This is a genomic window from Pseudoalteromonas sp. RB2-MNA-CIBAN-0110, assembly GCF_040309305.1.
Lineage (GTDB): Bacteria > Pseudomonadota > Gammaproteobacteria > Enterobacterales > Alteromonadaceae > Pseudoalteromonas > Pseudoalteromonas arctica.
Genome location: NZ_JBEOOQ010000037.1, coordinates 1 through 20,570, shown reverse-complemented (window position 1 = coordinate 20,570; position 20,570 = coordinate 1). Strand labels below are relative to the sequence as shown.

17 protein-coding genes are annotated in these 20,570 nt (G+C 40.0%); 7 read left to right on the top strand and 10 right to left on the bottom strand.

Annotated elements, in window-relative coordinates:
* Nucleotides 1-280 precede the first annotated feature (280 nt).
* The 7 genes from AAEY68_RS16205 to fabR form a co-directional block, all read right to left on the bottom strand.
* Nucleotides 281-1,360 carry a TolB-like translocation protein gene (locus AAEY68_RS16205; RefSeq protein WP_024592317.1) on the bottom strand — a complete coding sequence of 360 codons (1,080 nt, stop codon included), beginning with the start codon at nt 1,358-1,360 and terminating at the stop codon, nt 281-283.
* Between the two features lie 161 nt (nt 1,361-1,521).
* Nucleotides 1,522-6,261 carry an OmpA family protein gene (locus AAEY68_RS16200; RefSeq protein WP_350586420.1) on the bottom strand — a complete coding sequence of 1,580 codons (4,740 nt, stop codon included), beginning with the start codon at nt 6,259-6,261 and terminating at the stop codon, nt 1,522-1,524.
* On the bottom strand, nt 6,261-7,334 hold the full coding sequence (locus AAEY68_RS16195; RefSeq protein WP_024592319.1) for a TolB-like translocation protein: 1,074 nt from the start codon (nt 7,332-7,334) through the stop codon (nt 6,261-6,263). Before AAEY68_RS16195 ends, AAEY68_RS16200 begins: the two co-directional genes overlap by 1 nt.
* 94 nt (nt 7,335-7,428) lie before the next feature.
* A complete protein-coding gene (locus AAEY68_RS16190; protein ID WP_024592320.1) occupies nt 7,429-7,791 on the bottom strand; it encodes a hypothetical protein in 363 nt (120 codons plus the stop codon).
* 1 nt (nt 7,792) lies between these two features.
* Nucleotides 7,793-8,449: a PGRP and LysM peptidoglycan-binding domain-containing protein gene (locus tag AAEY68_RS16185; RefSeq protein WP_024589511.1), complete on the bottom strand. Its 657-nt coding sequence runs from the start codon at nt 8,447-8,449 to the stop codon at nt 7,793-7,795.
* Between the two features lie 9 nt (nt 8,450-8,458).
* Nucleotides 8,459-9,628: a hypothetical protein gene (locus AAEY68_RS16180; RefSeq protein ID WP_350586417.1), complete on the bottom strand. Its 1,170-nt coding sequence runs from the start codon at nt 9,626-9,628 to the stop codon at nt 8,459-8,461.
* A gap of 147 nt (nt 9,629-9,775) precedes the next feature.
* The gene (gene fabR / locus AAEY68_RS16175) at nt 9,776-10,399 is read right to left on the bottom strand and encodes an HTH-type transcriptional repressor FabR (protein WP_007582233.1); all 624 of its coding nucleotides are present in this window, start codon (nt 10,397-10,399) and stop codon (nt 9,776-9,778) included.
* 126 nt (nt 10,400-10,525) lie between these two features.
* On the opposite strand from fabR, the gene AAEY68_RS16170 reads away from it, so the two are divergent.
* Nucleotides 10,526-11,659: an acyl-CoA desaturase gene (locus AAEY68_RS16170; RefSeq protein WP_024589509.1), complete on the top strand. Its 1,134-nt coding sequence runs from the start codon at nt 10,526-10,528 to the stop codon at nt 11,657-11,659.
* Between the two features lie 13 nt (nt 11,660-11,672).
* A complete protein-coding gene (sthA, locus tag AAEY68_RS16165) occupies nt 11,673-13,103 on the top strand; it encodes a Si-specific NAD(P)(+) transhydrogenase (RefSeq protein WP_024592322.1) in 1,431 nt (476 codons plus the stop codon).
* Nucleotides 13,104-13,372: 269 nt separating this feature from the next.
* Here the strand turns inward: sthA and hemE are convergent, their stop codons facing one another.
* Entirely contained in the window at nt 13,373-14,437 is a 1,065-nt protein-coding gene (gene hemE / locus AAEY68_RS16160) for a uroporphyrinogen decarboxylase (RefSeq protein ID WP_002961084.1), read from the bottom strand.
* 530 nt (nt 14,438-14,967) lie between these two features.
* Between hemE and AAEY68_RS16155 the strand changes: the two genes are divergently transcribed.
* Entirely contained in the window at nt 14,968-15,438 is a 471-nt protein-coding gene (locus AAEY68_RS16155; protein WP_007582240.1) for an Rsd/AlgQ family anti-sigma factor, read from the top strand.
* A 65-nt stretch (nt 15,439-15,503) separates the two neighbouring features.
* Here AAEY68_RS16155 and fkpA read toward each other — a convergent pair whose 3' ends face one another.
* Nucleotides 15,504-16,250 carry an FKBP-type peptidyl-prolyl cis-trans isomerase gene (gene fkpA, locus AAEY68_RS16150; protein ID WP_007582243.1) on the bottom strand — a complete coding sequence of 249 codons (747 nt, stop codon included), beginning with the start codon at nt 16,248-16,250 and terminating at the stop codon, nt 15,504-15,506.
* Between the two features lie 215 nt (nt 16,251-16,465).
* Between fkpA and AAEY68_RS16145 the strand changes: the two genes are divergently transcribed.
* Entirely contained in the window at nt 16,466-17,464 is a 999-nt protein-coding gene (locus tag AAEY68_RS16145) for a WD40 repeat domain-containing protein (protein ID WP_350586415.1), read from the top strand.
* Nucleotides 17,451-17,666 carry a SlyX family protein gene (locus AAEY68_RS16140; protein WP_007378900.1) on the top strand — a complete coding sequence of 72 codons (216 nt, stop codon included), beginning with the start codon at nt 17,451-17,453 and terminating at the stop codon, nt 17,664-17,666. The genes AAEY68_RS16145 and AAEY68_RS16140 overlap by 14 nt, the downstream gene beginning before the upstream one ends.
* Nucleotides 17,667-17,698: 32 nt before the next feature.
* Here AAEY68_RS16140 and AAEY68_RS16135 read toward each other — a convergent pair whose 3' ends face one another.
* Nucleotides 17,699-17,902 (bottom strand): YheV family putative zinc ribbon protein, encoded by a 204-nt coding sequence (locus AAEY68_RS16135; RefSeq protein WP_007378899.1) that lies wholly within the window; start codon nt 17,900-17,902, stop codon nt 17,699-17,701.
* Between the two features lie 132 nt (nt 17,903-18,034).
* Here AAEY68_RS16135 and AAEY68_RS16130 point away from each other — a divergent pair, with 132 nt between their 5' ends.
* The gene (locus AAEY68_RS16130) at nt 18,035-19,957 is read left to right on the top strand and encodes an ATP-binding cassette domain-containing protein (RefSeq protein WP_350586413.1); all 1,923 of its coding nucleotides are present in this window, start codon (nt 18,035-18,037) and stop codon (nt 19,955-19,957) included.
* Nucleotides 19,941-20,363 carry a TIGR02444 family protein gene (locus tag AAEY68_RS16125; protein WP_165726850.1) on the top strand — a complete coding sequence of 141 codons (423 nt, stop codon included), beginning with the start codon at nt 19,941-19,943 and terminating at the stop codon, nt 20,361-20,363. Before AAEY68_RS16130 ends, AAEY68_RS16125 begins: the two co-directional genes overlap by 17 nt.
* Nucleotides 20,364-20,570 lie beyond the last annotated feature (207 nt).

Genomic DNA, 20,570 nt, shown 5'->3' with positions numbered 1-20,570 from the left:
GATTAAAAATACCAAACACGCTTCTTGTCACCATAATCAAATCGGCTTTAAAGTGATCCCCGATTAGATAAGTTTTATTATTTTTATCTGGGCTTATAAAGTAATCCCATGTTTAATAATTAAAAAGTGCCATTACTCACTTTATCGACAAAATAGTCAAAGTGATTTGAGTTACATTGAACCTACTTTCATATCGATATAATCGATTCATTCTGTTCAAAGTATCCTGTTAATAAGTAAACTACTGGGCTTGCAGATCCTTTGCTTAATTCATGCATTGTTAACGCCTCACATCTTGAACTGCTAAGTTAGTAATTGCTACTGGGACTAAAGTTCTCATGCCCCAGATTCCTTTTTCTTTAACTAACGCCTCTGTTTGCTCACCTGTTAGTATATTTTTTGTTCTGATGACACGCTCAGAAAGATAAAACCCATTTTCATCACGTTCTTGCGAGTGCTTTATTCTATACTCTAATTGATAATCTTCCTCTGGAGAGAAAATTATCCCGCCGCCAGTTCCTTCTTCCGAATTTTCTATTTCAGGATTAGCAATATTCACCCAGTGAAAATGCGCCTTTGGTCTAGCGTGGGTCATAAAGGCTAAATACTTGCCGTCTGGTGAAATACGGTGGTTTTTCATTTCCCACGCTCTCGGAAAACCAAAATTAACTTTGCGAACTACTTCACCATTAAACTTATGTATCCAAAAGCCATCGTGCTTTATCGCTAAAAACTCTTTATCGCCCGGGAGTAAGAAAGCAGCGCCGCTGTGGTGAATTTGCGGCCGTGAGGTTAGCTCCCCTGTTGGTACATGGTAATTAAAGTTTTTGCCATCTGAGTAAAAAATGACGTTTTCACTGTCTGAGGTCCAGTTAAACCAAGGGTAACCGCCCCCGCCAGACATGGTGATTAGCTTTTTCTCTTTAGTATCATATAACTGGCGAGTTGCTCTGTCTTTTATATAACCCGAAATAGCGATATAACGGTTATCTGGTGAGCGAGCGGGTGCATGTATACTAATAGATTCAAGCTTTTGAAATACCTCTTCTGGAATTATACGTCGTCTGTCTGAGCCATCTAACCGTGATGACCACAGCGTGCGTACTTCACTGTATTTGTATTTATTCCAGAACATTAACCGCGGGGTTGAAAATGTATCTGCATCACCATACACCTCTTCGCGTATTTCAAGTGGCCACTCTGGATGGTTTTTGTGCTCTTTAACCCATGGGTATTTAGAAACGTCAACGGCTGTTGTGTTTTTTGTACTTTGCGATGATGGCTCTGAGCAACCGCTTAGCAATAAGCTAAAACAAACGCTGAGGGCGCAAAGCATGCTGTGATTTTTTAAAAATGTCATTATTAAAGTCCTTTTAAGCAGTTAAAGTACTGAGCCGTTCTGCACACTATGTCCATACCCTAATAAATAAAAAGCTCATATTCATGAGCTTTTTATTCTTACTATAATTGCGCTGTTGCGCTCAGTTATGTTGGTAGTAACTACTTAAATTACGAATAAATTTATTCGCTTTTAAAAGCTCCTAGCGGCCTTACTTTCCTCTTTGTAGCATCTTCAACAAACCACTGTTTCACTTCATCTTCAGTCAACCCTTCCTCTGACAAGTGCTTATATAGGTCTTTTTGTGATGGGGTTGAATGATCGCTATTTAGCTCAGCGGCTAATTCTTTTAAATCAGCTTCTGGTAGTGTTTTACCCCAAGGCAAATTGCTATTTGTAGGGTTCGGTAGTGGTAACTTTAACTGCAAGCCATGGTTGCTAATTTTATCGGTCATCGAACCGATATCATTAAAATTAAAGCCCGAATTTCCCGCTGAGTTAAAGCTAGCTATACCTAGCTCCATCGTATATTGCCTGTCCTCTTTGTCAGTAAATATATCACTAAATTGGCTTGTAAATATGTCTCCAAAAGGCCTTAAGCCGTTTACTTCAACACGCTTCGGTGAGTCATATTTCAAACTAAAATTTGCAGCAAAAACAAAAACCTGCTCTTCACCGGCAAATGCTTCAGCGTCTTTATTATGCCAATTAAGCAGCGCTCGACCCTGTTTACCTTTTTCGTTATCAGAGCCTGCGTTATTCAATAATTCAATTAACTCTTCATACTCTGGGCCTACCTGCTCATCAATTTGGCACTGGTTGTCATACCACTTATCCTCAAATTGATAGTCATCGTCATGCCATATGTCCACCATTTTATTTAAAATACGCTCTGTTTTATAACCTTTATTTGCATTACGTGTAGCCTTGCCTAAATAGCAAAGTTTTGACTGATACTTCGGGCCTTTATCATTAATACCAATAGTTTGCTGCAGTATTAAATCACATGGCACACTACGCCAATCTAAACCAATTAATTTTTTGGTATAATTATCAGACTCTAGCTCTGTACAGGTCGCTACAACCATAATATCGACTTGGGTATTCCAATCAAAGTCATCAAATATTATGTCATCGCCAAACTGGCGTACTTTAAACCCTAAACTTTGTGCCGCAGCAAATTCACTCTTAAACAAACGAATAACTTGCCCTTGCCTTTGTATTTTACTGGTTATTAAATAAGGTTTACCCTCACCACCAAAGCGCACCAAAATTCTAATGCTTTTTTCCCCAGCAAAAAGCTCTGGATATACAAAGCTTGAGCTACTACTCGTTAAAAAATCTTTTATTAATAGTGACTCTTCATTACCACCATTACGCTTTGTATTTAAATCAACATAAAACTCATTCGCCACAAACTTATTTTTTAAGCCTAAGGCATAGAGGACCTCCGCAGTGTCAGACTCAAAAATCATCTCATCACTATTATCTTTACGCTCCCCCATTAGTGGCAATACAACCTTACTGCTACTACCAACTTGTGCACCAATGTAATAACGCATATCAGAAAAATTGTCATCTTGATAATATTCAAGTGCAGAGTCGTTTATAATCGAGTAAAAGGCTTCTTCGTGCACCATAGGCTTGGTACCTAAATACGTTTTTGGCCCTAATTGAAAAAATGGTGTAAATACACAACCAAACTTTCCTGCAAAATGCTTTTCATTATTTAATAGCTCAGACTCTACAAGCGGCCTTACAAGCTCTTTATAAGCAAGTTCGTTATTTATTACGCCATCACAGCGCGTTACTTTAAATGTAATAGGTGCAATACCGGTCATCGTGTCGTTAAACACAACAAGAACACGAATCGGGGTGAATGGCGTTAAACGCTTTAGTTTATTGGCAATAATTGGCAACCATTTTTTTGAAGTCTGGTCTTGATAATATATGGCGCTGTGGTGATAACTCGCCTCACCATAGTCAGAAAATACTGGTTCAAATGTGTTTGCAAAGCTTTCGAGGTATTTACTGCCTTCTTTTTCTTGCGTGGCAAATGTGTGAATGGGGAAGTAATTTTGAAATTCAGCCGTAATATAATTATGCTCACGCGCTACCGTCGGCACCGTCATCATATAAAAACCATACGGGTTAGATTGCGATTGCAAATAAAGCGTGTTTTCAGGATCTGTAACTACGGCTTTACGTGCCGCTTTATCTAGCAAGCTGTAGTTGTCACTAAAGCCGTAAAGTGCTTTTTTATCACCATCTGTACTTTGCTTTTGATTGGTAATGCTATCAATTAAAAATACCCAAAATGTATCCATCCTAATTGATGCACCGGGCAAATTAGGCAGTGCCCAGCTATCACCTAATAAAAAGTTTTCTATGTATTGTTTTACTTTATAGCGTTCTAAATTTGAATAATATTGGCTTTTATCACCTTCACGCTGAGCCCTTAGTAGCAATCCCATAAGGCCCGATATGGCCTCTGAGCGCAGCCTAAATTGAGCTGCCCATTGTGTACTTTGCTGCGTTTTTCCGTCTTTATTATATTCACTTAATAGCTCATGCATCATACCTTGATTAGCTGCACACTCTTGGCCTAGGCGTTTATCTCGCTGAATTTCTGCATAGAATTGTTTACAGATGTTATCGAGGAGTACTTCATCCATTAAATTCGCAGCCGACGTAACGATAGCGCCACCCGCTTTTATTACCGCTACTGCCGCGGCAATGGGAGCTGTTGCTGGAATAAATGCCATAACACCCAGAGCAATGTTAATCATTTGCCACGCCATATCGTCGCTGGTTTCATCTACTTTTATATCATTGGCTACGGTTAAATTACGAAAACGCTCTAAACTGTCCATACCTTCACGAGATGGGCAAACATTTATTTGGCTAATAGCATATGCGGCAATGTGTACACGGCGGTTTTGTGCTCGGCTTGCCTCATCTTTATTATTTATAAGTGGTTGAGCATAACCCAGCCCAAGCACTTCAATACGCGCTTCATCAATGCCTGCTTGGGTCACTAAAATGTGCTTAACAGCCTCTGCTCGTCGCTCAGATAACGCAATATTATAATCGTAATTACCTATATCGCAGGTGTGGCCTGCCACGGTTACTTTAAGACTCTCATTTTGCTTAAGCGCTTTTATAACGGCCTCGCTTTGCTGCAAAATAGTATTGCGGTAATCATCGGTTACTTGCTCGCTATTAAGCGAAAACGTTCCTTCAATTACGACATCTTTTACAATTTCTTTGGCACTTAAATGCTCAAAATAATCGTTAGCAACCGTTTTATAGTGCCGTTTAGCTTGCGCTAAATTAGGGACATTTGTACCAAATTGCTGCAACGTAGTTTTCCCAAGTGCTGCAATATTTATGGTTAAGTCAGCTATATTGAGCGCATTACCTGCTGCATCCATTGCCGATTTAGGAATGCCGAGCTTTTTACCTAAACTTTTATTATAGCTTTCCATTGCTGCTGGTGTGTTAGCTGGTAAGCGCCACAAATTTTCTGCAAGTGCTTGCCGCCAAGCATCGGTTGTAAAGGCAGCGCGAGCTTCACGTAGCTTTTTCCAGGCATCCTGCCCGTCTTGCATAGCAAACACGGAGTCTAGCGTTGCTTGAATAGTTTTATCTTCTGTTTTATTTAAATGAGTATGTATTGCTTTAGCAATTTTACTCCCTAAAACAAATTTACCATTAGTGGTAAAGTTACCGTTACTCGCGCTGGCGGTTATATCGGTATTTATTAACCCTGCGGCCAATTGTGCACGGCCTTTAGCCACCGCCCAGCCATGGCAAAAACTCTCAAAGCCGCTGGCTATTTTTATTGGTTCATCGCTAACTTTGGCGCGGCCAATCTCTTTACCGTTTTCATCTTTAATACTAATATTTTTAGGGTCATAGGTGGCATGCTCGGTTTTTAAATCTTTTGCATAACTTATTAAGTGGCTATAAAAGCGAGGAAATTGCTTTATTATTGCCTCTTCAACCGAAAGCGGGTCGCAATTAATTACATCAAACTCACCTGCCTCATTTTTTATATCAAAGCGGATCATTTCGGCAAGTTCGTAGTAATAATAAGTACCATCATTCTGAATAGATTTGGAGCACCAGTTAGTTAAATTGGCTAAATAAGCATCTCGTTCAAGCCTTATTTTTATGCGATATAGCCCCTTCGGTAACCTTTTATTCGTGCCAGATATGACCGCTAAATTAGTTTTAGTAACGAAAGTAGCAAATATATCTTTGCCCATTGGTGGTGACAAAACTATACTCTCACCATCTTCTAAAGTGGGAATATTAGGATTTATACTTAGTATTACTGCTCGCGTTTTGGCTAATATATATGCATTAATTTTTTTAACGTTTTTTGCAGTAATCTCACTTGTATACCAGTCGGTGTAATCTTGATCATTCTTACTAATCACAACCCCATTTTGCGAAGATATTATTGGCGTTTTTAAATTACTAACTGGCACAGTTTGCAGAGTTAAAATAGGTAATGGTGGCGGTGAAGCCTTATCAGTTTCTTGAGCAGAGCCCGAGCTTTCAACTTTGCGGTAATCGCTTAAATAACTTATGAAGTTTTCTGCCCAGCCAGAAGGGTTATTTACTGCTAACAAGCTAACTGACTCCAAAGGAGGAATAATAATCGGCCGATTTTTATGTGCATGAAAAGGTTGGCGCGTAGCTAATGTTTTATTATGTAAGGTAGAAATAATACCCGCATCATTAGTTTTTAGCACTACTGGCTTTTTTTGGTTATATGTAGCGCTTTCTGGCTCTTCAGCCACCACAATACGGTTTGTTAGCGGCGTTAGTTTACTTACCGCTAAGTCCTTTTCAAAATACCCTGTGAGTAAATAAACTACGGGGCTAGCACTTCCTTTGCTGATGTCATGCATTATTGTACTCCTCGTACCGCTAAGTTTGTAATCGCTATTGGAGACAATATACTTAAGCCCCAAATATTCTTTTCTTTTACTCGCGTTATTTGCTCATACCCGGTCAAAATATTCGTTTTAGTAATAATACGATAAGTAATAGGCTTTCCATTTTCATCAACTTCACCTATTGGGTTATAACTAAATTTAAGAGTAATATCTTCATCTAGAGAGAAAATAACGCCATTACCTTCCCCCATTTGCGAATGCTCTATTTCAGGGTTTGCAATATTCACCCAATGAAAGTGTGCCTTTGACCTAGAGTGGGTCATAAACGCTAAATATTTACCATCGGGTGAAATACGGTGGTTTTTCATCTCCCATTTGCGTGGAAAACCAAAATTAACTTTGCGAACCACTTCACCATTAAACTTATGTATCCAAAAGCCATCGTGCTTTATCGCTAAAAACTCTTTATCACCAGGCAGTAAAAAAGCAGCGCCACTGTGGTGAATTTGAGGCCGTGGGGTTAGCTCCCCTGTTGGTACATGGTAGTTAAAGTTTTTGCCATCTGAGTAAAAAATGACGCTTTCACTGTCTGACGTCCAGTTAAACCACGGGTAGCCACCCCCGCCTGACATGGTAATGAGTTTTTTATCTTTGGTGTCGTATAACTGGCGAGTCGCTCGGTCATTTATATAGCCCGAAATAGCGATATAACGGTTATCTGGTGAGCGAGCGGGTGCATGTATACTAATAGATTCAAGCTTTTGAAATACCTCTTCTGGAATGATACGGCGCCTGTCTGAGCCATCGAGTTTTGATGACCACAGCGTGCGTACTTCGCTATATTTATATTTATTCCAGAACATTAACCTCGGGGTTGAAAATGTATCTGCATCGCCATACACCTCTTCGCGTATTTCTAGTGGCCACTCTGGATGGTTTTTGTGCTCTTTAGCCCATGGGTATTTAGCAACATCAACCTCTACTTGTGGTGAACTTTGCGATGATGGCTCTGAGCAGCCGCTTAGCAATAAGCTAAAACAAACGCTGAGGGCGCAAAGCATGCTGTGATTTTTTAAAAACGTCATTAAAACTATCCTTTTACTACATGCACTTATTTACGAGGTAATATAAATAAGCGCACTCATTAAAACTTGTGTTATTGAGTCAAAGTGCTTGCACTTACTCTTCTACTATTTCTGCCATTAAAACGGATTCTGGCGTTTGGTCGTAAAGCTCACTGAATGGGACATTGTCGAAAATGTAATAAGCTGGCTGGCCATCATTTGGGTCTTGCATTAAATCAAAGTTGCCACTTTGAGGAATATTAGTAAATTTTATTTTTACCCACGTGGAATCAAGCCTTACACTGGCTATAGATTGTACTTGTTGCCAGCTATGTTGTTTATTTATAAGTATAAGCTGCTCTTTGTCATACTTTGGCGTATTTGGGTCAACCTGATACATAAACACAAAAGCGGGCTTAACCATAATTAACGGGTTTATGTTATTTACTACCATTGCCATACTGTGCGGGGCACTCATACTAACTCCCAAATACTTGTTGTAGTTTTGCTTTGGTTTTAGGGCCTGGTATGCCGTCTATGTCGAGATCGTGCTCGTACTGAAATTCCTTTACACCAATGCGAGTTTTTTTACCCATAACACCATCAACCGTACCACAATCAAACCCAAGCATATTGCACCGGCCTTGCACACCTGAAAGCGTGTCTATTGGATCTAGATTGCCTATTTGCACGTTAAAGCTTTTAGTTGGTGTGGTATCGCCTTCATTTAGGTATAAATCGACTGTGCCGGTTAGGGCGTCGTTACTATTAAGCTCTACTTCGATAAGCCCATCACTTTGCAATACGGTATCTATTGTTTGGTTACCAATATTAAGTACTACGCGTTTACCGACTACGTCATCGCCGTCGTCGTACGATACTTGCAGACGAAAGTACTCTTTTTCGTTTTGTACAACAAAGCTGTTAATACTGTTGGTGCGCAGCGGTATAAACTTTTCTTTTTTAGGCGGAATCGTAATTTTATCGCCCGGGTAAATTAAGTTTGGGTCTGGGCGTAGGGCTTTAAACTCTGCATTGCTTGGGTGGTTGTAAAGCGCTTTAGATGTTTGGTAGCCGTATTGCTTTGCTATGCGCAATAGCGTTTCACCTTGAGCTACAGTGTGTTGTTGGGTCATTGTGTATCCTTAAACTTTGCCTACAGACCAATCTTCGCTGTCGAGTTCAAAAAAGCTGACTTTAGCGTTTTCAAAGTCGGGGCCTGATACGTTGGCATAACCGTTTTGATCTAGCTGCCCGGTAATAATGTGCCCGTTGCGTAGGCGTATTTTGTAGCCCATGTTGGCTTGTGGTTCGCCAGCTTCGTCGAGTAGTTCTATTTCGTAGGCTAGAGTGGGTTGTTCAACAGTAAATGTGGTGGTGTCGGTTGCGCCACTGGCAGTTACCGTAACATTATAAAGACCCGGTTTTACTTCAGCGTAGTGCTGCCAAAACGAGACTTCGTCGGGGCGCTTTTTTTCTAGTTGTAGCGTTATTTGCCCACTAGTTGGCCCTTGCCACTGAATAACTACACTGCGGCTGTTACTGCATGAGCCTTCTATATTGAGTTTCCAACCACTGGGTACTGTTAAGCTTGTGCCTGCTTTAGCAGGTTTGCGCTCGCTATAACCTAGGTTGTAATCGTAAATTAAATTGGCATTTTTATAGCCGGTATATTGCTGTGCTAATTGCTCTACGGTTTCGGCGGCGCTAAGTACGTGGGTTGTAAAATTTTGCCTAACAGTGTGAGATGCTTTTAGTAGCATTGTGCTGTTTAGCTCTGGCTTATAAATACGTAAAGCGGGCGCATGTTGTTGTATAGGTTGCACCGCTTTTTTAGGTTTTTGATTATAACTTTGCTGATTTATAAATTGCGGACTATTTTGCGCAGCTGATTGGCTGTTTATAAATGCAGAAGTGCTTGGCGTCATTACTGTGTTATTTATAAAAGTATTGTTTTGCAACGCTGTTTGCGATGATGTAATTGAACCATTATTAACCGCGCCCGAGTACTTTGTTGGTGCTTGAGTTTGTTTTGGGTAAACAGCTAAGCGTGTATTAGCTTGCTTAAAGAGAGAATACGGTACTTTTTTCCACTCTTTGTCTTTAGCCCAATATTGGCACCGTGTGTCGTCGCGTAATCGCGCAGCTTGGTGTTTATCTAGCGCACCAAACAGGTTGTCTTGCAGTTGCCTTTGCAACACTTTAGGAAGCTTGCAAAGCTGAGCACGACTTAAATAAGAGAATGTAACCACAGGCTCTGAATTTTCAGGCTCATTATGTGGTTGTTCAAATAGTGGGGGGTAATTTAAGTTCACCGGATCCTTGGTGAGCATTTGCATCCTCGCTTTCTCTTAATAAGAGACTTATTTATTATTTAGTTACGGCTAAAAGGTATGCCGTTATTATAGTGCGTTAATATAAAGAAATAGGCACAAAAAATCTACAATGAATTTTTAAATTTGCTAACTTTGTTCAGTGTTTTCTCTTACGTAATGCCCGGCTCCACGAGTAATATAACGCAGCTGCCAAATAACGCGCTCAATCAATTCGTCGCGTTGCAATCCTTCTATATCGAGCGCCTCTGCACCCGCATTAAATACGAGCGTTACCATAGATTCCGCCTGAATATAGGCATGCATAGCATTACATTTAGTTTCACTTTCTAAATAATGAGCCAGCTCTAAAATAAAATGTTTTACCTCGCGGGCTACAGCGGCTCTAAATGCTTTAGAAGTCCCAGAGCGTTCTCGCAGCAACAACCTAAATTGGTTACTTGAGTTATCAATAAACTCCATAAAAGTAACCACAGAGGTATTTATAACACTGCCGCCATCGTTTGCTATTCGTCTGCGTGCTTGACGCATTAGTTGACGAAGGGTTAAACCGGCTTCGTCTACCATAGTTAAACCTAGCTCATCCATGTCTTTAAAATGACGATAAAAAGAAGTTGGGGCAATACCAGCTTCTCGTGCTACTTCGCGTAAACTTAAATTCGAAAAACTATGATCAGCACTCAGCTGATTAAATGCCGCTTGAATTAACGCCTGTCGTGTTTTTTGTTTCTGTTGCGCTCTAACACCCGACATCAACAGCTCCCTGAATTATTTTATATGAATATTTAGTGATATTAGCTCAATTGTCCAGTCTAATACTTGACGACGAGAGTTTGAAATACTATTTTAGCTTACAGTTGTACGCTGAGATTGAGAATTATGAATAAACCACCGATTATTTGGACAAACGTCCTATTTTTTAGCCTAACCTTTTTGGCGGCTGCCACACTTGTACCTTGGTACGCCATTAGCTACGGATTTACCAGCGCGCATTGGATTGCTTTTGTTGGCTGCATGTTTTATGCAGGCTTATCAATTACTGCTGGCTACCATCGATTATGGGCACATAAAACCTATAACGCACACCCTGCTGTTGAATTTATTTTTGCGCTTGGCGGTGCTTTTGCACTACAAAACAGTGCTTTGCATTGGAGTAGCGATCACCGTATACATCACGGTCAAGTTGACGACCCAATAAAAGACCCTTACGCGGCTACCAATGGTTTTTGGTATAGCCATATCGGCTGGATGTTACGTGACTACCAAGGCGATAGCTACAACGACTATAGTAATTGTCGTGATTTACAACGAAATAAAGTCGTTATGTGGCAACATAAGCACTACTTAAAACTAGCTATTGCTATGAACGTAGGTTTGCCTCTTGCACTTGGTTTATTAGTTGGTGATGTGTGGGGTATGTTAATTCTTGCAGGTTTACTACGCTTAGTACTAAGCCAACACTTTACCTTTTTTATAAATTCGGTTGCACATATTTGGGGCTCTCGCCCATACACCGAAAAAAATACGGCACGCGATAACGGCTTTTTAGCGTTATTTACATACGGTGAGGGGTATCACAACTTCCACCATATTTTTGCAAGCGACTACCGTAACGGTATTAAATGGTTTCATTACGATCCAACAAAATGGATGATCCGCTCTTTAGCAGCTGTTGGTTTAGCTAATAAATTGAAGCGTACACCTGTTGAACGTATCGAAAAAGCAAAGGCCGAAACACTAATGAGCAAAACGCAAACGCGTCTTGCAAAATTGCCTTTAGCACAAGATAAGATTACATTATTACAACAAGAGTACGATTTACTGCTGAAAAAACTGCAAAATTATTGTTCACTACAAAAACAAGTGTTAGAAGTTAAAAAAAATAACATGGCAAAGCAGTGTGAACGCTCAGCATTAATGGCACAATACCATGAGTTGGAAGCCGCCTGGGAAAATCAAAAACAGGCATGGCTAGCACTTAATGCGAGGTTATTAAAAGCCTCTTTTAATTAATTTAGGAGTGGCTGTGGCCAAACAACCAGAACAAAAAAAAGTACCCGTGACATACCAATATGATGCAATAATTATTGGCACGGGTCCTGGCGGTGAAGGTACCGCCATGAACCTTTCAAAAAACGACAAAAAAGTAGCGGTTATTGAACGCCAAGAAGCTGTTGGTGGCGGTTGTGTACATTGGGGAACTATCCCTTCAAAAGCTCTTCGTCATTCGGTTAGCCGCTATATTGAATACAAAGCAAACCCGTTATTTAATATTGGTGAGCGCCCTAGCCGCTTAACTTTTCCTGATATTTTACGTCACGCCAGTTCGGTTATTTCTAAGCAATCTAATTTACGTAGTAGCTTTTACGACCGTAACCGCATTCATATGTTTCAAGGCGATGCGAGCTTTGTAGATAAGCACACGATTGAAATAAAGCGAAATGACGGCTCAACCGAGCGACTTACGGCTAAAACAATAGTTATAGCAACTGGTTCTCGTCCTTATCGCCCACCAGAAGTCGATTTTACGCATTCTCGTATTTACGAGAGCGACACTATTTTAGGTCTTAAGCACGACCCTCACCGCGTACTGATATACGGTGCTGGTGTAATAGGTTGTGAATATGCCTCTATATTTAAAGGCCTAGGCGCTAAAGTTGATTTAGTTAATACACGCGACCGCCTACTTGCTTTTATGGATGCTGAAATATCTGATGCGCTTAGCTACCACTTTTGGAACAGCGGTATTGTTATTCGTCATAACGAAGAGTTTGACAGAATAGAAACACGTGACGACTGCGTTATTATGCATTTAAAATCAGGCAAACGCGTAAAAGCTGACTGTATTTTATTTGCTAATGGCCGTACTGGTAATACAGATACATTAAACCTTGAAGCCATTGGTTTAAAAGCCGATAGCCGTGGCCAATTAAAAGTTAACGAAACATATCAAACAGAAGTTGATAACGTTTACGCTGTAGGTGATGTAATTGGCTACCCAAGCCTTGCTAGTGCTGCGTTTGACCAAGGTCGTATAGCTGCTGATGCAATTGCGTGTGGTAACTGTGACGACCGCCTGATTGTTGATATTCCGGCCGGTATTTATACCATCCCAGAAATGAGCTCAGTAGGTAAAACAGAGCAAGAACTTACAGCCGCTAAAGTACCGTATGAAGTTGGCCGTGCTCAGTTTAAGCATTTGGCTCGCGCGCAAATTGCTGGTACTGAAGTAGGTAGTTTAAAAATATTATTCCACACTGAAACCAAAGAAGTACTTGGCGTACATTGTTTTGGCGAGCGTGCATCTGAAATTGTTCACATTGGCCAAGCCATTATGGAACAAAAAAATGGTGGCAATAATATCGACTACTTTGTAAATACCACATTTAACTACCCAACCATGGCTGAAGCCTACCGTGTTGCGGCATTAAATGGTTTAAATCGCTTATTTAAATAACTGCTTAAATAATACCAATCCGCAATAATACTTAATCAATTTGAGGGGTTAAATCTGACGTTAACTACGTTAAAAATTTCTGATATAGAACACTAAATAACGAAATTTTTGCCTTGTTATCGACACGATTTTCTTCCCTCAAAATAGATCACTTAATTAAGCGAATTGGTATAAGTAGTTTTAAAAGCCTTTATAAATAGGTAACAAAAAACCCGCAACTTAGCGGGTTTTTTACTTTTAAACAGTTTTAAAGTTTATTTAAGTAGCTATTACTTATGGTACTTAGCACTTAGCTCATGTACTGCATTAATGAATACACCAGCATTTTCAGGGTCTACATCTGGTGTAATACCGTGGCCTAAGTTAAACACGTGGCCATTGCCTGTACCGAAGTCTTCTAAAATAGTGCCTACTTCTTGGCGAATACGCTCTGGTGTACCGTGTAACATAGATGGGTCCATATTACCTTGTAGAGCTACTTTATCACCCACACGGCGTTTAGCGTCGCTAATATTAATAGTCCAATCAAGACCAATTGCATCACAACCAGTTGCTGCAATAGCTTCAATCCATTGACCACCATTTTTAGTGAACAAAGTAACCGGTACTTTACGACCATCGTATTCACGAATTAAGCCATCTACAATTTTATGCATATATTGCAGTGAAAATTCGTTGTAATCGCGCGGGCTTAATACACCACCCCATGAGTCAAATACCATTAGCGATTGCGCGCCAGCTTTAATTTGAGCATTTAAATAATCAATAACTGAGTCAGCTAACTTATCGAGTAATAAATGAAGTGTTTGCGGCTCTGCAAACGCCATTTTTTTGATTTTACCAAATACTTTGCTGCTACCGCCTTCAACCATATAAGTTGCTAGCGTCCAAGGTGAACCAGAAAAACCAATAAGCGGTACTTCACCTTTAAGTTCACGACGAATAGTGCTTACTGCGTTCATTACGTAGCCAAGCTCGTCTGTAGGGTCTAACTTTGGAATTTTTTTAACATCAGCAAGTGATGAAATAGGTCGTTCAAACTTAGGGCCTTCGCCAGTTTCAAAGTAAAGACCTAAACCCATCGCATCTGGAATCGTTAAAATATCACTAAATAATATAGCGGCATCTAACGGGTAGCGACGTAATGGCTGCAGTGTTACTTCACATGCAAGCTCAGCATTACGGCACAGGCTCATAAAATCGCCCGCTTGTGCACGTGTAGCGCGATACTCTGGTAAATAGCGTCCTGCTTGGCGCATCATCCATACCGGAGTTACATCAACAGGTTGTTTTGCAAGTGCACGTAAATAACGGTCGTTTTTTAATTCGCTCATGGCGTAAATGATCCTAAGACTTGTATAAATTGTGCAAGATTGTACCACCATATTCTCCGACCCTCTATTGCTTAGGGACGAAAACAGCTTTACCTAGAGGCAGATCAATATAATGGCGTGCTTTAATCCATTTTGACTATAAAACAAGCAAAAAAGAATAACATTTAAAACTTTTTATTAATATGTTTGCAACATTACAAAAACCTTGTTATTGTTTGTCCCGCGTTAACAAAAACAATAATAAAAATCTTAAAACAATAAAAATAAATGTTTTAAAATAATAACAATAAAAATCATCTCATAAAAATAAGAAAGCTTGTTATAACAAGTCACTGAAAGAAATTAGACCACCGTAACTGGTGGTTTTTTCTTGTCTAAAATAAAATCTCTCGCCTTAGATTATATAAAAAGGTACACCCCTCAAAGTAGCTCAACTTTACTTGTTGATATACGCGCAAATTAAATATATCTTGATGTACATAAACTTATTATATTCTAATTGAAAGACCAACCCAGCTAGGAGAACAGTTATGCTGACGCGTGTAGAAAAAGCTCAACAAAAATGGGGTGGTAGCCACACAGTAATTGATAAATGGCTAAACGAACGCCAAGACCTTATTGTACTTTATTGCAAAATTGCAGGTTTTACGCCGTACGAAAAACAAGATCAAGCATTGCCAGAGCCAAAACTAATTGAATCATTTTGCCAACTTTTAATGGATTACCTATCTGCAGGCCATTTTGAAGTGTATGACGATATAGCAAAAGCATGTGAAAAAAAGGGCTTACAGAGCCAAGAGCTTGCAAACTCTATTTACCCGCGTATTTCCAGTACAACCGACATAGCGTTAGATTTTAATGATAAGTACGCTGAAGTAGATAAAGAAGACTTGTTAAAGGGTTTTGATGATGACTTGTCTGTTATTGGTGAGGCATTAGAAGCACGCTTTGCACTTGAAGATGAGCTTATTGATAACTTGTTTTCTAATCACGCAAACTAATATGTTATTTACGCATATTAAAAAAGGGACCTAAGGTCCCTTTTTGCATTTACACAATAAGCTTATTATTGTGCTGGTGCTTCTTCATTTTGAATTTCAAGTAATTCAACTTCAAATACAAGTGTTGAATTAGCTGGAATCTTACCTAAGTCGCGGTCGCCGTAAGCAAGTTCTGAAGGAATAGTGAACTTGTACTTAGAACCCACTGACATAAGTTGTAAACCTTCAGTCCAACCAGCAATTACGCGGTTAAGAGGGAAAGTTGTAGGTTCGTTACGTGCATATGAGCTATCAAACTCAGTACCGTCTAATAAAGTACCTTTGTAGTGTACTTTAACTACGTCTGTTGCTACTGGCTTTTCGCCATCGCCTTCGCTAAGTACTTCATACTGTAGGCCAGACTCAGTTACTGTAACGCCTTCTTTTTTAGCGTTGTCAGCTAGGTATTTAACACCCGCTTCTTTGCTTTTTTCAGACTCTACTTTTGCTTTTTCTTCTTGCTTAGTACGTACTGATGTATCTAGTTCAGTTAATACTTCGCGAATTTTTTCTTCGTCAATTTTTGCATTACCAGCAAGTGCATCTTCAAAACCACGGATTAGAAGTGCTTGGTCTAGTTCAATACCAATTTCTGTTTTGTCTGCTAAGTCTTTATTTAAAAAGTTACCTACAGATGCACCAATACCGTATGCTTGTTGCTGTTCTACAGTGTCTAATTTAACTTCAGCTTGTTCTTTTTTTGCTTCTTGATTACAAGCTGTAAGCGCTAAAACTGACGCTGCAATCAATGACAATCTAATCGTCTTTTTCATTTTAAATCTCCGACACACTTTGCAGTTGTCATTTTAATGTATTATTACTAGTTAAAGATTAACGGCCCACATGATAGGCTGCTTGTTTAATGACTAAATTCCACATTGTTAGCTAAACTAAAAACATATCCAGTGATTAGACAAACAACCTAGGCATTTAACGCGTCCTAGTCTAACCTCTCAGTCACTAAGAGTTAAGGGGAAATACCTGTAATATGTCGATATTTCGTACTTTTTTAATCGTATTTAGCTGTTTTTTAGCCATCGCCTGTACCGATAAAAAACAACACGCTGTAGCAAGTTACGAACATGCTGCACAAGGTGCGTTTTCATCAACAGTTTCAAACGATGGTAAATACAGTTTGATCTCCTCTATCAACCATGGGGTCGCCCTGTGGGATAATCAACAGCAGGTACTAAAATACCAATGGTTTCAGCAGCAAGATCAAGACAGTTTGGTATACGCCGTTGCTATTGCTTTTGATAACAGCGTGGCTGTTACCGCCGAAAAAAACACGTTTGCTGTGTGGGATATAGCCACAGGCAAAAATAAAGGTTATTACAAAATACAAAAAGCCAGTATTCGCGATATTGCTATTAGCAATCAAGGCCGTAGTGTTTTATACGGCCGTAGCGACGGCGTTGTCGTATTTGTAAACCTAGAAACCGGACGTCGTATTGAGTTTTTAGGTCATCAAGATAAAGTTAACACCGTTGACCTATCACCTAACGGACGCTACGCCTTAAGTGGTTCTAACGATTATGTTGCTTACTTTTGGGATACACGTACAGGGCAAGTAATTCATCGTTTTAATCACCCAACGCGTGTTACCCAAGTGACGCTCGATCCACAAGGTCGCTATGCGTTTACGGCCGACAGTATGGCACAAGCAAATGTATGGAAGCTGACTACAGGTGATCTTGTGAGTAAACTGAAGTATATTGCGCGTCAGAAAATTTTTACTGCTGTGCGTTTTAACGAACAAGGCACTTTGCTTGCAACCGGCTCGCCAAATAAGCGCGTAGATTTGTGGCAAATACCAAGCGGTGAAAAGATTCAAACTTGGCAGGTTACCCCGCGCGAAGGCAGTAAGCCTAAATCGGCGGTGGTGCTAGATGTGACATTTACAGATAACGGTAAGTCGTTGTTAACCGAAAGCTCCAGCGGTATCGCAGAGCGATTTATTATACGAGAGAATAATGAACACAATTGAACATCGCTTAATGGAACTTGAAGCCAAAGTGGCTTTTCAAGATGAGACGATTGAAGTCTTAAATGATGAAATAAAAGTGCACCAGCAACTTTTAGCAAAAATGAAACGCCAAACTGAGCTGCTAGCAGAAAAAATTAAAGAGTCGCAGTCATCATCGTCTATGATGTCTGAAGCACCTGAGCCGCCTCCACCGCATTACTAAAACCGGTAAAAATTAGGCAATAAAAAACCGGGTTAGTCGCCCGGTTTAAATACACCAATTACTTGTTCAAATTGGCGAGTAGACGCCTGAACAGCGTTATCGGGTTGCGCCATTTTATGACCACACTCAACACACTCTACTTTTTCAACATCATGTTCTCTGTATAGCATCATAGTATCCATGGCTTTGCAGTCAGGGCACGATGCACCAGCAATAAATCGCTTCTTTTGTCTCACAACATTTTTCCTGTGGTTTGAACTGCTGTCATTTTATCGTATAACTTCACTTGTTGATACGCTTGATAAGAGCATTAAGTTCTATGTTATGATAGCGCCAACTTAACAAGGGCACAGCAAAGTAACGCATTCATGATCCAAATCTCAGAAATAGAACTACTTCGTGGCGGTAAAGCCTTATTAAAAAACGCATCAGCTACATTATTCCCAGAACACAAAGTAGGCCTTGTTGGCGCTAATGGCTGTGGAAAATCAACGTTATTTGGTTTACTAAAATCAGAACTACAACTAGATGCCGGTAACTGCAGCATTCCAAAAGATTGGTCTATTGCCTCTGTTAAGCAAGAGACACCTGCACTTGAAATAAGCGCGATTGATTATGTACTTCAAGGCCACCCAGAATACTACTCAATGCGCATAGCACTGCGTGAGGCCGAGAAAAACAACGATGGCGACACACAAGCCAAAGTACATATTCAGCTTGAAAATATTAAAGGCTATAGCATTGAATCAACCGCAGGTGAGCTATTACATGGTCTAGGCTTTGCCAATAACCTAATAGAAAACCCTGTCAGCTCGTTTTCGGGTGGTTGGCGTATGCGTTTAAACCTTGCCCAAGCATTAATACGCGACGCCGATTTACTATTACTCGATGAGCCAACAAACCACCTTGATTTAGATGCCGTTTATTGGCTTGAACGCTTTTTACGTGCTTATACCGGCACCCTTGTACTTATATCGCATGACCGTGAGTTTTTAGATGCGGTGGTTGATCAAATTTGGCATGTAGATAAGCAACTTATCAACGTGTACAAAGGTAACTACTCGCAGTTTGAACGCCAAAAAGCAGAGCGTTTACTACAACAACAAGCAATGTTTGATAAGCAGCAAGATCAAATTGCACACTTAGAGCAATTTATAACGCGCTTTAAAGCAAAAGCCAGTAAAGCTAAACAAGCACAAAGCCGTGTAAAAGCACTTGAACGCATGGAAAAACTAGCGCCAGCACATGCCGACTCGCCATTTAACTTTGAGTTTGCAGAGCCAAAAGCATTACCAAACCCACTAATGACAATAGATAAAGCCAAAGCGGGTTATGGTGACGTCACTATTTTAAATAATATAGAGCTAAACCTTGTACCAGGTAGCCGAATTGCTTTACTTGGTCGAAATGGCGCGGGTAAATCAACGTTAATTAAACTGCTTTCTGGTGATTTAGAGCCGCAAGCGGGCGAAGTTATTCAGCATCACGGATTAAATATTGGTTACTTTGCGCAGCATCAGCTTGAATCTCTTGATTTAAAAGCCAGTGCAATAACGCACATACAACGACTAGACCCAAAAGCCACTGAGCAATCACTACGTGACTTTTTAGGCGGCTTTGCCTTCATTGGCGATAAAGCACTTGAGCCTGTAGCCCCATTTTCGGGCGGCGAAAAAGCACGTTTAGTACTTGCCATGTTGGTATATCAAAAACCAAATTTATTACTTCTCGATGAGCCAACTAACCACCTTGATTTAGAAATGCGCCATGCACTTGTTATGGCACTACAAGGCTTTGAAGGCGCTATGGTTACCGTATCTCATGATCGCCATATGCTTAAAAATACTGCCGATGAGTTTTACTTAGTAGATGACGGCAAAGTGACCCAGTTTGGCTACGACCTAGATGCATATTACCAATGGTTACTTAACGCGAATAAAGAAGCGGTTAAAGCGCAGCAAACCGACGAGCCTAAAGCAAACCCAGGCGTTAACCGAAAAGAGCAAAAGCGCTTAGAGGCTGAATTTAGAAAAGCCACTCAGCCACTTAAAAAGCAAATTGAAAAGCTTGAAAAGCAACTCGATAAATTCACTGCTGAATTAAGTGAAGTTGAAGTGACCTTAGGTGATAACGAACTGTACAACGACGACAACAAAGCCAAGCTTAAAGAGTTATTAGCCAAGCAAGCAACCCTTACGCCTAAGCTTAACGACATTGAAGAAGAGCTACTTATGGCACTTGAAGAAATGGAAGAAAAAGAGCAGGCATTCGCCGATGAACTTGCTCAATAGCGACCATTTTTGGCAGTTTGCGTGCACCTTGTACGCAAAGCCTGATCAACAAACAACCTTGCTGGCACTACAAAACCAGCAAGGAAAAAACGTTAATTTATGCTTATTGCTACTTTATTTAGACTCATTAAATTTAAGTATTAATACCCAACAGTTAAATGAGTTAATAGACGCAATTAGTGAGTTTGATACTCACGCATTACAACCTCTGCGCGCTGCCCGTAGCTATTTAAAAGCTAATCAGAATACGATAAGTGATTACACCACAATACGCGCAGAGTTACTAAGCGCTGAGCTAAAGCTTGAAAAACAACAGCAACATATGTTGATTGAAGCAGTAAATGAGTTTGAATTAATCGAGCATGCAGAACCAAACAATATTGAGCTGTATATGAAAGCCACTTAGGCTGCTAGTTTTTATACCCTCTTCTACTGCTCATTCTCTTTTCTTTGTGCAAAAAACCTTTAAATAATTTATTCACAAAGAGGTTAAGAGGCGCTTCGCTTTTAGAGGAAAACAAACTAGATTACTTAGGTAAAAATATAAATATTGAGCGGTTGTTTAGCTCAGCATTTTATTACCCTGCCCTAATTTTCTTCTCTTTTTCTTCTT